This window comes from Kribbella sp. NPDC004138 (assembly GCF_053603655.1).
The window spans coordinates 70,292-84,907 of the sequence record NZ_JBSGFZ010000033.1; the positions used below are offsets into that span (position 1 = coordinate 70,292).

General features: G+C 69.6%; 16 protein-coding genes. 7 read left to right on the forward strand and 9 right to left on the reverse strand.

Annotated elements, in window-relative coordinates; genetic code table 11:
• Positions 1 to 21: 21 nt before the first annotated feature.
• The 5 genes from ACWEOO_RS36585 to ACWEOO_RS36605 all read right to left on the reverse strand — a co-directional run bounded on the left by ACWEOO_RS36585 (position 22) and on the right by ACWEOO_RS36605 (position 5,250).
• Positions 22 to 1,050, reverse strand: a complete 1,029-nt coding sequence (locus tag ACWEOO_RS36585) for an NADPH:quinone reductase (RefSeq protein ID WP_452146948.1) — start codon at positions 1,048 to 1,050, stop codon at positions 22 to 24.
• Between the two features lie 10 nt (positions 1,051 to 1,060).
• On the reverse strand, positions 1,061 to 1,567 hold the full coding sequence (locus ACWEOO_RS36590; RefSeq protein ID WP_363717720.1) for a GNAT family N-acetyltransferase: 507 nt from the start codon (positions 1,565 to 1,567) through the stop codon (positions 1,061 to 1,063).
• An 89-nt stretch (positions 1,568 to 1,656) separates the two neighbouring features.
• Positions 1,657 to 3,393 (reverse strand): sialidase family protein, encoded by a 1,737-nt coding sequence (locus tag ACWEOO_RS36595; RefSeq protein WP_452146949.1) that lies wholly within the window; start codon positions 3,391 to 3,393, stop codon positions 1,657 to 1,659.
• Positions 3,394 to 3,541: 148 nt separating this feature from the next.
• Entirely contained in the window at positions 3,542 to 4,354 is an 813-nt protein-coding gene (locus ACWEOO_RS36600; RefSeq protein ID WP_452146950.1) for an alpha/beta fold hydrolase, read from the reverse strand.
• Positions 4,355 to 4,425: 71 nt separating this feature from the next.
• Positions 4,426 to 5,250, reverse strand: a complete 825-nt coding sequence (locus ACWEOO_RS36605; RefSeq protein WP_452146951.1) for an alpha/beta fold hydrolase — start codon at positions 5,248 to 5,250, stop codon at positions 4,426 to 4,428.
• Between the two features lie 185 nt (positions 5,251 to 5,435).
• On the opposite strand from ACWEOO_RS36605, the gene ACWEOO_RS36610 reads away from it, so the two are divergent.
• Together ACWEOO_RS36610 and ACWEOO_RS36615 are read left to right on the forward strand one after the other, a co-directional pair.
• On the forward strand, positions 5,436 to 5,939 hold the full coding sequence (locus tag ACWEOO_RS36610) for a DinB family protein (RefSeq protein WP_363717716.1): 504 nt from the start codon (positions 5,436 to 5,438) through the stop codon (positions 5,937 to 5,939).
• 231 nt (positions 5,940 to 6,170) lie between these two features.
• Positions 6,171 to 8,123, forward strand: coding sequence for a heparinase II/III domain-containing protein (locus ACWEOO_RS36615; RefSeq protein ID WP_452146952.1), 1,953 nt, complete (start codon positions 6,171 to 6,173; stop codon positions 8,121 to 8,123).
• A gap of 19 nt (positions 8,124 to 8,142) precedes the next feature.
• Here ACWEOO_RS36615 and ACWEOO_RS36620 read toward each other — a convergent pair whose 3' ends face one another.
• Complete coding sequence (locus ACWEOO_RS36620; protein WP_452146959.1) at positions 8,143 to 8,727, reverse strand: chloramphenicol phosphotransferase CPT family protein; 585 nt, start codon at positions 8,725 to 8,727, stop codon at positions 8,143 to 8,145.
• A gap of 73 nt (positions 8,728 to 8,800) precedes the next feature.
• Here ACWEOO_RS36620 and ACWEOO_RS36625 point away from each other — a divergent pair, with 73 nt between their 5' ends.
• Together ACWEOO_RS36625 and bfr are read left to right on the forward strand one after the other, a co-directional pair.
• A complete protein-coding gene (locus ACWEOO_RS36625) occupies positions 8,801 to 9,010 on the forward strand; it encodes a (2Fe-2S)-binding protein (RefSeq protein ID WP_355477059.1) in 210 nt (69 codons plus the stop codon).
• Positions 8,997 to 9,485 (forward strand): bacterioferritin, encoded by a 489-nt coding sequence (gene bfr, locus ACWEOO_RS36630; protein WP_355700395.1) that lies wholly within the window; start codon positions 8,997 to 8,999, stop codon positions 9,483 to 9,485. The genes ACWEOO_RS36625 and bfr overlap by 14 nt, the downstream gene beginning before the upstream one ends.
• A 14-nt stretch (positions 9,486 to 9,499) precedes the next feature.
• Here the strand turns inward: bfr and ACWEOO_RS36635 are convergent, their stop codons facing one another.
• Positions 9,500 to 10,075: a hypothetical protein gene (locus tag ACWEOO_RS36635; RefSeq protein ID WP_452146953.1), complete on the reverse strand. Its 576-nt coding sequence runs from the start codon at positions 10,073 to 10,075 to the stop codon at positions 9,500 to 9,502.
• 76 nt (positions 10,076 to 10,151) lie between these two features.
• On the opposite strand from ACWEOO_RS36635, the gene ACWEOO_RS36640 reads away from it, so the two are divergent.
• Entirely contained in the window at positions 10,152 to 10,910 is a 759-nt protein-coding gene (locus tag ACWEOO_RS36640; protein WP_452146954.1) for a class I SAM-dependent methyltransferase, read from the forward strand.
• 42 nt (positions 10,911 to 10,952) lie between these two features.
• Here ACWEOO_RS36640 and msrA read toward each other — a convergent pair whose 3' ends face one another.
• Entirely contained in the window at positions 10,953 to 11,597 is a 645-nt protein-coding gene (gene msrA / locus ACWEOO_RS36645; protein WP_452146955.1) for a peptide-methionine (S)-S-oxide reductase MsrA, read from the reverse strand.
• 200 nt (positions 11,598 to 11,797) lie between these two features.
• Positions 11,798 to 13,234: a MocR-like transcription factor YczR gene (yczR, locus tag ACWEOO_RS36650; protein WP_452146956.1), complete on the reverse strand. Its 1,437-nt coding sequence runs from the start codon at positions 13,232 to 13,234 to the stop codon at positions 11,798 to 11,800.
• A gap of 63 nt (positions 13,235 to 13,297) precedes the next feature.
• Here yczR and yczE point away from each other — a divergent pair, with 63 nt between their 5' ends.
• Both yczE and ACWEOO_RS36660 read left to right on the forward strand, forming a co-directional pair.
• A complete protein-coding gene (gene yczE / locus ACWEOO_RS36655; RefSeq protein ID WP_452146957.1) occupies positions 13,298 to 13,957 on the forward strand; it encodes a membrane protein YczE in 660 nt (219 codons plus the stop codon).
• Positions 13,958 to 13,982: 25 nt separating this feature from the next.
• The gene (locus ACWEOO_RS36660) at positions 13,983 to 14,441 is read left to right on the forward strand and encodes a YbjN domain-containing protein (protein ID WP_359926470.1); all 459 of its coding nucleotides are present in this window, start codon (positions 13,983 to 13,985) and stop codon (positions 14,439 to 14,441) included.
• Positions 14,442 to 14,616 lie beyond the last annotated feature (175 nt).

Sequence of the window (14,616 nt, forward strand, 5' to 3'; positions counted from 1 at the left end):
CCGCCTCGCCTTCCTGCGGGGTCAGTCCGGGACGACGTCGATCAGGACCTTGCCGACGATGCTGTCCTCCACTGCGGCGTGGGCGTCCGCGGCGCGCTCGAGGGGGTAGTGGTGCAGCGGCAGGCCGGCTTCCGGGCCGATGCGGACGGCGCCGGCTTCCACGGCGGTGGAGACGTCGGCGAGGCCGCGGGGTCGCCAGGACTCGGGTGCTGTGTAGAGCAGGACGAACTGCCAGCGGGCGTTGGGCACCATCGACGCGCGGACCGGGAGTTCCATCGTCGGGCCGCCGTCGGTCGCGTACACCGCGACCGAGCCGTGCGGGGCGATCACCGCGGCGTCGATGGCCGCGTTCGCCGCTGGGGACACCTCGACGATCGTGTTCACGCCGCCGGGCGCGATCGCCCGGACCTCGGCGACCACGTCCTGCTGCTTGTAGTCGATGACGTGGTCGGCGCCCGCGAGCCCGGCGAGATTGCCCTTCTCCGGACCGCTCACAGTGGTGATCACCGTCGCGTCGGACCACCGGGCCAGCTGGATCGCCGCGTTGCCGACCGCCCCGGCGCCGCCGGCCACCAGCACGGTCCGCCCGGCGAGCCTGCCCGGCCCGAGCCGGTCGGGGCCGTCCTCGGTGACAGTCAAGCAGCGGTGGGCGGTCAGGAACGGTACGCCGAGCGCAGCGCCCAGGTCGTACGACGCGTCGTCGGGCAGCGGCATCACGTGCCGCACCGGGACCACGGCGTACTCCTGCGCCGTCCCGCCCGCGGGTCGTTGGTACGCGGCCTCCCAGAGCCAGACCCGGCGCCCGGTGAGCGCCACGTCGACCCCCTGGCCGACGGCGTCGACGACACCGGCGCCGTCCTGGTTCGGAACCTGCGCGGGGTGCACCGCCGTACCGGCCTCGTTACCGCGGCGCGACTTCCAGTCGGTGGGGTTGACACCCGACCGGTGGATCCGCACCCGGACCTCGCCGGGTCCGACCTCCGTCAGCGGCCTGTCCACGAGGGTCAGGACGTCGGGCTCACCGGTCACGGAGTACTCGATCGCACGCACCCCATCGACGCTACCGCAGTTGCTTGGTGAACATCAGGGTGGCGGAATCGTCGTTCCTGATCATTTCCATCGGCGGTACCTGGCGGCCGTCGTAGATCAGCCCGCGGCCGTCCGGGAGGTAGCCGCGGCGGACGTACATCCGCTGCGCCTGCCCGTAGTCCGGGTACAGCCCGACCCCGATCCCGACCACCGCCGACCGTTCCGCGACCAGCGCCTCGGCCGCGTCCATCAGCGCGGTCCCGATCCCGCGCCGCCGCAGCTCCGGCAGCACGTTGAAGTCCTGGATCTCCGGGATGCCGCCGAACGGTTCGTACGGCGACTCCCAGCGCACCGTGACGTAGCCGGCGTACCCGTCGTCGACCGTGGCGACCAGGATGTCGCGCGTCCCGGCTGCCTGCTCGGCCAGGTACCTCTCGTACTGCGACAAGGGCTTGTTCCAACCGATCGCGGTCATCGCCGCGGAGATCATCTCCGGATCGCCGGCCCGCAACGGCCGGATCTGCAGCGCGTCGTTCATCCGGTCAGCCTGGCGGGGCCGGCCGGAGCACGCAAACGATTTGGCGAGCAGGGCGCCGCCCGGCGGACGGCGCCCTCGCTCCGCTCGACTTACGGTGTCGGGTCGGGGTAACTGCCTCCGAGGATGTCGGTGTTGCCGAAGGTCGCCGGGCAGGTCGCCAGCACGTTCGGCGCCGGCAACGGGCTCGTCGTGTAGAGCGAGGCCCGGTAGGCGTTGATCGACCCGCAGACGCCTGCTTCGTGGGCGTCGTTCCAGACCGCGACGGCGCGGTCGTTCGTCGCGGCGGCGTACACGTAGTCGCCGAGGAACTCCGAGATCAGCGCGTTCGCACTGCTGCCCCGGGGATCACCGCCCGGCACGCGTTCGAGCGTGGTCCAGCCGGACGGTACGCCGCCGGACACGTTCGCGTGCCGGACCTCGCCGACCAGGCCGCGCGCAGCCGTCGTGTTGGCGCGGTACGGCGTCGTGAACGAGTTGTGCACGATGTACAGGTCGCTGCCGTCCGGGGACACCGCGGGCGCGGTGTAGACGGGGCGGTCCCCGGCCGTCAGGCCGAGCGGCGCCGGGGTGACCCAGGACGTGCCGCCCCTTGCCGACCAGGTCAGCATCAGCTGCTCGTTGTTCAGGCCTGCCCGTCCGTCGGACCAGGTCATGAAGAGCTCGTCGGTCGCGCCGGCGCCGGTCGGACGGCCGTTCGCGATGTCGACGTTCGGTCCGCCGGCCAGGTCGACGCGGGCGCCGGCGATGCCGTCCATCACGGGGCGACCCTCGACCGGGTCGAAGACGCCGGGCTTGACCACGGGCGCGACCAGCGTCGGCCCGGACCAGTGCGCGCCGCCGTCGGTCGACTTGTACATCAGCTGGAAGTTCGTGCCGCTGCGGGCGCCGACGCCGAAGACGTAGACGTTCCCGGTGCTGTCGGTACGGACGACGCAGCCGTCGGCCTGCTGGTTGACGCCGTTGCTCGAGGCCGGCCCGACCTGCTTCGTGATCCAGGTACGGCCGCCGTCGGCCGACCGTGCCACGGTCAGCGGAATCGGCAGGGCGTTCCCGTGGCTGTTGCTGCGGAAGCTGGACCAGCAGGTATACACATGACCGAAGAACCGGCTGCTCGCCGCGTTGTCGGCGTAGATCTGCTCCTTGTCGGAGAAGGTCGTCGAGGACTGCCTGGAGATGATCACCGGCGAGGTCCAGGCCGAGGCATTGCCGGCCGCCGCCGCGCGGACGTCGTCGGTGGTCGACACCGCGATCGCCTCGACACCGCGGAACGTCTCCAGCCGTCGGTTGGCGGAGAAGTTCGACGTCAGGTTGGCGTAGTACAACCGCGAGCCGTTGGCCCAGGAGAACGTGCCGTTCGGGCCCGGACGCGGTCCGAACGCGACGGCCGGGTCGCCGTCGGAGACCAGCCCGGCCTCGTAGTAGTGCGGCAGCGTACCGATCGGGCCGAGGTGCGGAACGCAGACCGCCGGACCGAGGCAGTGCCTGGCGGTCCAGCCGGTGTACGTCGGCTGGGTCCAGTTCTGGCCGCTGTCGAACGAGAAGTAGACGCCGGAGACGCCGACGCCGTCGGTGAACGGACAGGTGCTCGGGTCACCCGCCGCGCACGATTCCATGTCGATCTCGTCATTCACCCCCGCGGCCAGCACCGCCGGATCGTGCGCGTCGATCGCTACCGCGGGCTCGTTCTGCTTGTTCTGCGAGAACGGGGTCGGCGGACTGCCGACCGTCACCTCGGTGGCCGGTGCCGCGTAGGCAGCGACGGCGGCTCCACACAGGGCGGCTGCGAAGGCAGCGACGGAAGCGATGATGAGGCGTGGTCTGCCCATGATCCCCTCCCAGGACCGACCATCGGTCCGGGACCGTTTCCCGGCCCGTCTGGTCGTTTCCGACCTAACATCTGGGGGCGGGCCGCACAACACCTCGCGCCGGGTGATGACGGCCTGCGCAGTCTCGTGCGCAAGCCGTCATCGACGGTCAGCGGGTGGCGCGGACCGCGGTCTTGATGACCTTGGTGATCGCGTCGGGGTCGGTGATCAGGCCGAGGTGGCCGGTCGGGATGCGGGTGATGGTGGAGTGCGCCCGGGTGGCCATGAAGTTCTGGGCGTCCGGGGTGATGATCAGGTCCTTGGTGCCGAGCACGTACCAGGACGGGATGGCGGCCCACGCGGGCGGTCCGGACGGGGTGAAGCCGGCGCTGAGCGCGAGCGGGCGCTGGGACGGGTAGAGGTTCTCGGCCTGCCGGCGCGGTACACCGGACGCGAACGAGGTCAGGAACGTGTCGTGCTTGAGGTACAGGTCGACGTCACCGGCCGGTGCGCCGGGGTAGGGGACGAAGTCGAAAACGTCTTCCGGCGGGACGGCGAGGGCCGAATCGGCACCGGCCAGCGGGAACACGACCTCGCCCTCGGCGGGTGCGAACGCGTCCACGTAGACGAGGGCCTTGACGTTCGGGTTGCCGGTGGCGGCGTTCGTGATGACCGCACCGCCGTACGAGTGCCCGACCAGGACGATCGGGCCGGACAGGGTGGAGAGGAAGTCGCGGATCGTCGCGGCGTCGGTGGTCAGGTTGCGCAACGGGTTCGGTGGGACGCGGACGGTGTAGCCGTCGTCGAGCAGCCGGCTGGTGACCTTCGACCAACTGGACCCGTCGGCCCAGGCGCCGTGGACGAGCACGACGGTCGGTCTCGGGCCGCCCGAGTCCGACGCCGCGGCCGGGGTCACGGCCGCGATCAGGAGAGTGAGGACGGCCCCGAGGACCGCCAGAAAACGTGTTCTGCGGAGGTGCATCGGTGATGCCTTTCGTCAGGCGACTGTCGCCGGGAGGGCGCGCTGATGCGTGACGAAGCCAGGAGGGTGGACTACGACTGGAAGAACTCGAGGAGGTCGGCGTTGACCACGTCGGCGTGCGTGGTCGGCAGACCGTGCGGGAGGTCCTTGTAGGTCTTCAGGACCCCGTTCTTGAGCAGCGCGGCCGACTTCGGGCCGGCGTCGGCGTACGGGACGATCTGGTCGTCCTCGCTGTGCACCACCAGCACCGGGAGGGTGATCTTCTTCAGATCCTCGGTGAAGTCGGTCTGGGAGAACGCGACGATGCCGTCGTAGTGCGCCTTGGCGCCGCCCATCATGCCCTGGCGCCACCAGTTCGCGATGACCGCTTCGTTCGGCACGGCGCCCGGCCGGTTGAAGCCGTAGAACGGCCCCTCCGGGAGTGCGCGGTAGAAGGCCGAGCGGTTGGCCGCGAGCTGTGCCTGGAGGTCGTCGAAGACCGCCTTCGGCAGGCCCTCCGGGTTCGCGTCGGTCTGCACCATCAACGGCGGGACCGCGCACAGCAGCGCGGCCTTGGCGGCCCGGTCCTCGCCGTGCCGGGCCAGGTAGTGCGTGACCTCGCCGCCGCCGGTCGAATGGCCGACGTGGATGCAGTCGCGCAAGTCGAGGTGGTCGACGACCGCCTTCAGGTCGTCGGCGTAGTGGTCCATGTCGTGTCCGTCACCGGTCTGCGTCGACCGGCCGTGCCCACGACGGTCGTGCGCGACCACGCGGTACCCCTTCGACAGGAAGAACAGCAGCTGGTTGTCCCAGTCGTCGGCCGACAACGGCCACCCGTGACTGAAGACGATCGGCTGCCCCGTTCCCCAGTCCTTGTAGAAGATCTCCGTACCGTCGCTGGTCGTGATCGTTCCCACGGTGAACCCCCTTGCTCACAAAGGGACCGGCCCTGTCGCCGCCCCCGCGAAACGCTAGCCCCCAAGCACCCGTCACGAGAAGCGGTAACTCGAGCAACCACGTCCGAACCACGCACCGACCACGAACCCACCACGGTTTCTGTAGAGGCCAGAAGCTGACCGCTATGGGATCTAGAGTTCTTGGCATGACGACAAACGAGCGGGCGGACATCCTGGAGTTTCTCGGGAAGCACCGGTACTTCCTGCGGCACACCGCGCAGGGGCTGACCGACGAGCAGGCGCGGACGCGGAGCACCGTCAGCGAGCTGACGGTCGGTGGGCTGATCAAGCACGTGAGCGCGACCGAGCAGCACTGGGCCGAGTTCGCGCAGGGCAAGGGGGAGAGCACGCCGACGGAGTACACGCCGGAGATGATGGCGACCTGGCAGGACCAGTTCCGCCTGACCGAGAGCGAGACGCTGGCCGGGGTGCTCGCGGAGTACGAGAAGGTCGCGGCCGCCACCGACGAGCTCGTCCGCACGCTCGACCTGGAGACCAGCTACGAACTCCCCGCCGCTCCCTGGCAGCCGCCGGGCGTCTTCTGGAGCGTCCGCCGCGTCTTCCTGCACATCGCGGCCGAGACCGCCCAGCACGCCGGTCACGCCGACATCGTCAGGGAAGCGATCGACGGCCAGAAGACCATGGGCTGAACCAACGAACACCTGAGCGCCAGGACTCCTCCGGGGGTCCTGGCGCTCTGTCGTGTTCGCAACCTTCGGCGGTCCGGGCGCATCAAGGCAGGTAGGGGAGATCAAACCTCGGTGAGCTGACCGCCCCCGCGGACTCCGCGGGCTGCCCGAGGTCGGGCGCGCTGTGTGCGCGCCGGTTCGGTCAGTGACCGTCGCCGGCGTCCGGGGGCGGTGGGGGAGAGGTACAACTTCATGCGATTCAGGGGAACGGCCGTTGCGGCCGTGGGGATCGCTGTTCTCGTGCTGGGGGCGGGAACGGCGTCAGGAGAAACTCGTACACCGGGGGAGACCCCCGGCATCCAGATCGTCCCAGGGCCGGAGGAGCCGGGCGGGGCCGAGTTCGTGCCGGGCGCGAGCAACGTCGTACCAGCGACGGCGGCACCGGCCACGGACATCGGCACCGCGGCGGTCCAGAGCCTGGCGGCACCGTTCTACGCGTGCCCCGGGTTCAGCGGTCTGCAGACACAGAACCCGTTGGCGAATCTGTACGCCGACAAGTTCACCTGGGGGCCCTACGCGGCGTACAAGGTCGGTAACGGCGGCGGGAACATCAACTGGGCGTTGAACCCGTACAAGAACGCCAGCTGGTACATGTGGTTCCACTCGCTTCGTTGGCTCGGCCAAGGAATCGTCGCGGCAGGCCAGGGCAACCTGACCGCGCTGTCCCGGGTGAACACGATCGCCTACGACTGGTACCGCGACAATCCGTACTCGTGGAAGGCGAACGTCGGCGCGTGGGAGTCCACCATGCACCGCACGAACGTCCTGATCTGCCTGCGGCAGGCGATCTTGTCCGGGCTGAAAGTCACCACAGTCCCGGCTCGGTACGCGTGGGTGGACGCGGCGCTGCTCAGTCACGCACGGTTCCTCACCAACTACTGGAGCGGCGCGTGGAACCACGGCACGGACGAGAGCATCGCGCTCTTCGGCGTTGGCGTCACCCTCAATCGCGGCGACTACAAGAACCTCGCCGTCAAACGTCTCGCCGCGGGCATCACCACCTCGATCGACGCACAGGGCTCGACCAACGAGCAGTCGACCGGCTACGCCTCGTTCAACTACTCCTTGTGGGGCAGGGCGGTCGCGGTGTTGCAGAACGGCGGGGTGAGTCCGGGGACGACGATCACGACCCGGCGCGCACTGCTGGCCAAGTGGTTGACGCTGGCGACGAACTCGGTCGGCCGGCTGCCCCAGATCGGCGACACCGAGCTGCAAGCGACGTACCCGTGGAGCGGTACGCCGATGGAGTACGCCGGTTCGCTGGGCACGAAGGGTTCCGCGCCGCCGTGGCGGGTGGGGGTCTACTCGGCCGGGTACGTCTTCGGGCGCACCGGGTGGGGTACCGATCCGGCGCGCGGGTTCACCGGCGAGTCGGCGTACAGCATCAGGTACGGCCCGCCGCGGGCGTTCCACGGGCACCTGGACCACACCAGCATCACGTACACGGCGCGCGGCCGCGACATCGTGGTCGACGGCGGGTACGCCGCGTACAACGCCGGCGCGTACCGGACGTGGGCGGTCAGTCCGGCTGCGCACAGCGTGCTGACGACTCCGACCTCGGCGGCGCTGAATCCGACCACCAGGCTGGCGGCGTACTCGGTGAAGACCACGTCGGAGTCGTATGTGCTCACCGACGCTCCCGGCAGCGGGATCAGCCGGGTACGGCGGGTACTGGTGCTGAAGGACCCGGATCTGCTGGTCACCTGGGACAGCGCGTCGGCGCGGACCGCGCAGGCGTTCCAGACGTTGTGGCACCTGCCGTCGGATCAGCGGGCAAGCGTGTACTCGCGGACGACCGCGGTCGCCATGGCGCCCCGGGACGCCACGAAGACGATCCTGTTCCAGGTCCCGTTCAAGCAGGCGCTGCCGCCAGGGGCGATCCTGGTCAAGCAGGCTCAGACCAACCCGATCCAGGGCTGGCAGTACCCGAGCAGCTTCGTCCGCAAGTCCGCCCCGACGCTGCTGCTGGCCCGCTCGGGCAGGACGGCCTCGATCCTGTCCTTCGTGGTCCCGGTCCGCGCCAGCGGCACGGTCACCTACTCGGTTCGCCAGTCGGGCACGACCTTCATCGTCAACCTCAATGTCGGCGGCAAGCGGACAGCCATCGCGATCTCCGGCGGCGGCTCCCTCTATCGCGCCGGCTGACCCATGGGGTGCCCCGGGGCTACCGGGGCACCCGTCGGAGCTCCTCGAAGGCGGTCGGCGGAGCCTGGTCCAGGCGCTCGAGGATCCGTACGGCGCATTCGGCCGGCGTGTGCCGCTCGGAGTCGACCTCCACGTCGTACCCGCCGTGCGCGTGGACGAGCGGGAACTGGAGAGCGGCGCGGCCGATCGTCCGGTTCCCGCGCTCGCGTTCCCGCCGTTCGAGCTCCGGCAACGAGCAGCGGACGCCGACGAACAGCACCGGCAACCCGTCGAACACCGTGAGGCAGTCCTCGAACCGCCAGCGCTCGCCGAGGATGTGGTCCACGATCACGTCGTTCCCGGCCGCCGCCATTCCCGCGACCGCCCGGTGAAAGCCCAGCACGGTCCGCTGGAAGACCGGCAGGAACTCCGCCTCGGTCCAGTCCCCGCGGGACCGGATCCGATGGAACTGGTCGATCGCCAGGTGGTACCAGGCGCCGTCCAGCGTCGCGAGCAACTCCTTCGCGATACTCGACTTCCCCGAACTCGACGTCCCGTTGAGCAACACCACCCGCCCCGCCCGCGCGGTCCGTGCCCCAGGAACCAACTCATGACTCGCACTCATCGACACCGGCCCATGGTGTCTCATTCGTGGACACGATGTGTTCGAATTGAGCGGTTAGGGTAGCCTCACCTCTGTGATCGTCTGCCACTGCGAGGTCGTCAGCGACCGGGACGTCGTCGAGAGCATCGACGCCGGGGCCCGGACGCTCGCGCAGGTGTGCGGGGCGACCGGGGCGGGGCGGAACTGTGGCGGCTGCGTCTTCTCTGTGAAGCGCCTGTTGTGCCAGCATGGGAGGTCGGTCTCGGCAACTCCGTTCACGGAGGTGGCAGGTGCAACCGGTTAACCCACGCGTCGTCGAGCTTCTCAACGCGGCGCTGACCCTTGAGCTGACCGTCATCAACGGGTACTTCCTGGAAGCCAGGATGCTCGACAACTGGGGCTTCGGCCGGCTCGGCAAGACCTTCTACGACCTCTCGATCGACGAGATGAAGGACGCCGACGAGCTGATCAACCGCATCCTGCTGTTCGACGGTCACCCGAACCTGCAGAAGCTCGGCGCGGTCACGGTCGGCGAGGACGCCCAGGAGATGCTCCGCCTCGGCCTCGAGGGCGAGCTGGCCGCGGTGGCCCAGTTCAACGCGTCCGCCAAGGAATGCCACGACCTCGACGACCACGGCACCGCCGCCGTCTTCGAGGAAATGGTCCGCGACGAGGAACGCCACGTCGACTGGTTCGAATCCCAACTCGACGCCATCGAACGCATCGGCGTCCAGCAGTACCTCGCCCAGCAACTGGACGCCGGCAAGTCTCCAGGCTGAACGGAGTACGACGGCTACACGCCCTGACCTGTGGCCATCTCGAACCGCACACGGTCGGCGGTGCCCACGGTCATCGTCTCGTCGACGTACTGCCGGCCTGACCGGACCAGGAACCGGAGCTCGGCGTTCTCGATCCCCCGGTACTCCGCCACCGTCCCCTCGGTTCGCTCGGGTGCACCTCCGCCACGGATCCAGGCGGCAACGGCGGCGCCCTGCTCCCGGACGGAGTTCCAGCGCGCTCGGGTCAGCGGGCCCATCCCCGCCTCGATCGTCGCAACCACCTCCGGCGGCGTTTCCGGCCAGGAGCACCAGTCGCTCAACACCTCGACCAGCCCCAGCGTCAGCGCGTCGCGGAGCGCGTCATCGAGATCGGTTCTCGCCAGCGCCTCTTCGGTGATGGCGAGGGCGGTCATCACGGGAGCAGGGTCGCCCTGCTCGATCGCTGGACACAGCCGATGCCGGGCAAGATGCTCGAGCTGCTGGTTCGGCGTCGGAGCATCGTCGACCGACGGCCGGAACCACCGCAGCTGTCTGGACAGACGTCGGAGTACGTCCTCGGTGGGGTCCACCGACCGCCGGAAGATGCGCATCGGCCAACCTTATGGTGGGGCCTCTTCCCGGGAAAATGATGAGCGCCGCGGGTGTGGAAGGTGTCAGGATGCCCGCATGGTTGCTCGGGCGTTGAGTTTCGGGTCGGTGGCGGAGGCGTACGAGCGGTTCCGGCCCGGATATCCGGTCGAGCTCCTCGATCTGATCACGGCGTACGCCGGTGAGTCGATCGGGACTGCGCTCGAGATCGGCGCTGGGACCGGTAAGGCGACACGGCTGTTCGCGCAGGGCGGGATAGCGGTCACAGCGACCGAGCCGGACGCGGCCATGCTCGCGGAGCTGCGCAAACACGTGCCGGCCGAAGTCACCACTCTGCAGGCCGCCTTCGAGGACCTGCCGCTGGATTCGTCGTACGACCTGGTCTATGCGGCCGCGGCGCTGCATTGGACCAACCCGGAAGGCCGGTGGGAGCGCATGGCCGCGCTCGTGCGACCGGGTGGCGTGTTCACCTCGTTCGGCGTACCGATCCAGCTGGCCGACCCGGGGCTGAGGGAGGCCACCCGCGCGGCCCGTGCGCCGTACCTGGAGGAGGACGGCGTCCCGTCACCCGACGGCACACCGGCGGATCGCCCGATGCAGTGGCCCGGCACGGAGCTCCAGCAGTCCGAGTGGTTCACCGACGTCCGCCAGGCGACGATCGAACGCCGCCTGACGATGAGCGCCGACGACTTCATCGGACATCTCTCGACGGTGTCGGCCTACGTGATGCTCGCACCCGCCGACCGGCTCGAGGTCTTCCGCCGAACCGCCCAGATCCTCCCCGCCACCGTCGAAGTCGCCGCCGAAATCACCGCCCACCTCGCCCGCCGCCGCTAACAACCGAGGACCCCACCGCCCTGGTGAGGCCCTCGAACGCTCTCAGCTCCCAGAAGGAAACGCCGCGCCGGTGTTGCTGTGGCAGCGGTAGCCGTTCGGGTTCTTGTGGAGGTACTGCTGGTGGTAGCCCTCCGCGTAGTAGAAGGTCTGCGCGGGGGCGATCTCGGTGGTGATGTCGCCGTAGCCGAGGGGCTTGATGACCGGGGCGTAGAGGTCGCGGGTGCGCTCGGCCTCGGCGCGCTGGGCGTCGGTGGTGTAGTAGATCGCCGAGCGGTACTGCGAACCGAGGTCGTTGCCCTGGCGCATGCCCTGTGTCGGGTCGTGGGTCTCCCAGAACACCTTCAGCAGGTCGGTGAAGGTGGTCTTGGTGGGGTCGTAGACGACCCGGACCGCCTCCGTCTGGCCGGTGCGGCCGGTGCAGACCTCTTCGTACGTCGGGTTCGGGGTGTAACCGCCCGCGTACCCGACGGCGGTGGTGTAGACGCCCGGCTGCTGCCAGAAGATCTCCTCGGTGCCCCAGAAGCATCCGGTGCCGAACCAGACCTCCTCGAACCCCTCGGGCGCGGCGGCGGTCTGCGGCGTGTGCAGGACGATGTTCTCGTCCGGTACGGCGAAGCCCGGGGTGGGTCGGCCCGGCAGCGCGGCCTCCGGCTCGACCATGGCGGTGTTGCGGGTGAAGAACGACATTCTCACGCCTCTCGCAGAGTGACTCTCATAGTCTCCCAACGCCTGCGGTAAGGCGAACCTTCCCCGCACCCCTTACGGCACGATGACGTGCCGGGGCGGACCTGCATCACTCATCAACCGGTGTCGGAGAGCGTCCGGGCACCGAAGCTGAGCGTGCCGCGGCGCCCGGGCGGGAGGTTGGTGAGTGATGGGCGTCCGCCTCAGGCGATCATCACCCCGGTCCGGCGGGCCGGGGCGGTGGTCAGCGAGTCGTACGACGCGGCCAGCCGGCGTACGCCCTCGCGCAGGGCGTCCTCGTCCAGCGTGAACGGGAGGCGGATGAAGGATTCGAGGCCGCCGTCGGGGGAGAAGCGGGACCCGGCCACCAGCAGGGCGCCGTTGCGCTGGGCGACGCCGACCAGGCTCGACCCGACCGGCTCGGGCAGCTCGCACCACAGCGACAGCCCGCCGCCGGGCAGGCGGAACTTCCAGGACGGCAGTTCGGCGGAGACCGCGGCGGCCAGCGCGTCCCGCCGCCGCGCCAGGGTGGTCCGGCGCTCCGGCAACAGCGTCGAGCGGCGCCGCAGGAGGTCGGCGACGACCAACTGCTCCAGCACCGGCGCGCCGAGGTCCATCGACGCGCGGGCGTCCAGCACCCGCGCGACCAGCGCCTCTGGCACCCGCATCCACCCGATCCGCAGCCCGCCCCAGAACGACTTGCTCACCGAGCCGACCGTGATCACGCCGTCCGGGTCGTACGACGCGAACGGCGGCGGCATCTCCTGCCCGTCCAGCGACAGCTCGAACAACGTCTCGTCCACGATCGCCGTCGTCCGCGACCGGGCGAACGCGCGCGCCAGCCGCTGCCGGTCCGCGGCCGGCATCAGGAAACCGGTCGGATTCTGGAAGTCGACGACCATCCACGCCGCCCGTGGCGCGGTCTGCCGAATGGTTGCCTCCAGCAAGGGCAGGTCCCAGCCGCCCGGCGACATCGGTACGGCGACCACGCGGCAGCCGCTGCGCCGGATCGCGTCCACCGAGTTCGGGTGCGTCGGGCTCTCGGTGAGGACCCGGTCGCCGATCTGGGTGATCGCCCGCACCGCGATCGACGTCGCGGCGAGCGCGCCGGCGGTGACGACGATCTGGTCCGCGGTCGTCGGCAGCCCGCGTTCGCAGTACGCCGCCGCGATCTCGGCCCGCAGTACCGGCAGGCCCTGCGGGTGGTATCCGGGTGTGGCCAGGTGGAGCGGCAACTCACGAGCCGCGGACTCCACCGCCGTACTGATCCCCGGCACGGCGGCCGGTGCCGCGCAGGTGAAGTCGACCAGCCCGTCGGTGTCGATCCCCGGCGCATGGTGCCGCCCGAGCTCGGGCTCGACCTTCGACGGCAGCGCGGTCACGCTGCCCGAACCGCGCCGGCTGGTCAGGTAGCCGCTGTCCCGGAGCTCCCGATAAGCAGACGCGACCGTCGTCCGGCTCACGCCCAGCGACTCGGTCAGCTCACGCTCGCTCGGCAGCCGCGACCCGGGCATGATCCGCCCGTCGGCGATCAGCAGCCGCAGCCGCTCGGACAGGACCCGGTACGCCGGACCGGTCCCGTCGGCCCACTCGCCGAGCAGGCCGGTCAACGTGCTGGCGGGAAGATAACGCGCTTGCATGCAGTCCACTATCGCGCAATTGGCTATCGAACACCAGGCCACTTACTCCGGACACTGGACATCGTGACCGCCACCTCCGATGCCCCGCCGCGCCAGCTCGCGCCCATCAACCCGATCCAGCAGCTGAAGGCAGGCCACCTCCCGCGTCGCCTCGTGCAGCTGTACGTCGGCCTGGCCCTGTACGGCGCCTCGATGGGCCTGATGATCCAGGGCAACCTCGGACTGGACCCGTGGGACGTGTTCCACTCCGGCATCACCAAGCACGTCGCGCTCAGCTTCGGGACCGTGGTGATCGCGATCAGCTTCGTCGTCCTGCTCGCGTGGATCCCGCTGCGGCAGTGGCCCGGCCTCGGTACGATCAGCAACGCGATCGTGATCGGCCTGGTGACCGACCTGACCCTGGCCACGGTCGACCGCCCGGACGCGCTCTGGCTGCGGATCGTGTTCATGCTGTCCGGCGTCGTCCTCAACGCCCTGGCCGGCGCGCTCTACATCGGCGCCCAGTTCGGCCCGGGCCCGCGCGACGGCCTGATGACCGGCCTGGTACGCCGTACCGGTCTGAGCGTTCGCCTGGTCCGGACCACGCTCGAGCTGACCGTCCTCGCGACCGGCTTCCTGCTCGGCGGCTCGATCGGCGTCGGCACCGTCGTCTACGCCCTCTCGATCGGCCCGCTCGTCCACGTCCTGCTGCCGATCTTCACCGTCCGCCTGAAGCACGAGTAGACCCCGGCGACCGTAGCCTGTGCTGGTGCCGACCGACCCGTCAGTGAGTCCCTTCGACCTGCCGGACTCCAGCCAGGTGGTCCCCGATCAGGAGCTGATCAAGCAGCTCCTGGACGAGATGGAGATCAAGCACCTCGTCGACGAGGAAGGCGATCTCGCGGCGCCGTGGGAGAACTTCCGGATGTACTTCATGTTCGGCGGTGAGGGCAACCTGCCCACCCTGGCGGTGCGGACCTTCTACGACCGGCCCTACGGTCTCGACGACAAGCCGCGGCTGCTGGAGACCGTCGACGACTGGAACCGGATCACGTTGTGGCCCAAGGTCCACACCCACACGAGCGACGACGGCACGGTCCGGATCGTCGGCGAGAGCCAGATGTTCATCTGCGACGGCCTGGTCTTCGGCAACTTCGTCTCGACGATGGTGAGCTGGATCAAGGCCGCGGCCGAGTTCGACCGCTGGCTGGTCGAGCAACTCGGCTGAAAACGCAACGGGTCCCGGACCATCCGCGGTCCGGGACCCGTTCTCGCAGGACCCCTCAGCCTGCGGGCTCTCCCCAGGACCTAGCTGGCTGTGGGTCGAGTCAAGTCTGGTGATGGCTGTGGGGGATTGTTCCGCCTGGGTGGGGTGGATTTTGTGGGTGGTATGGGGCCGGGAG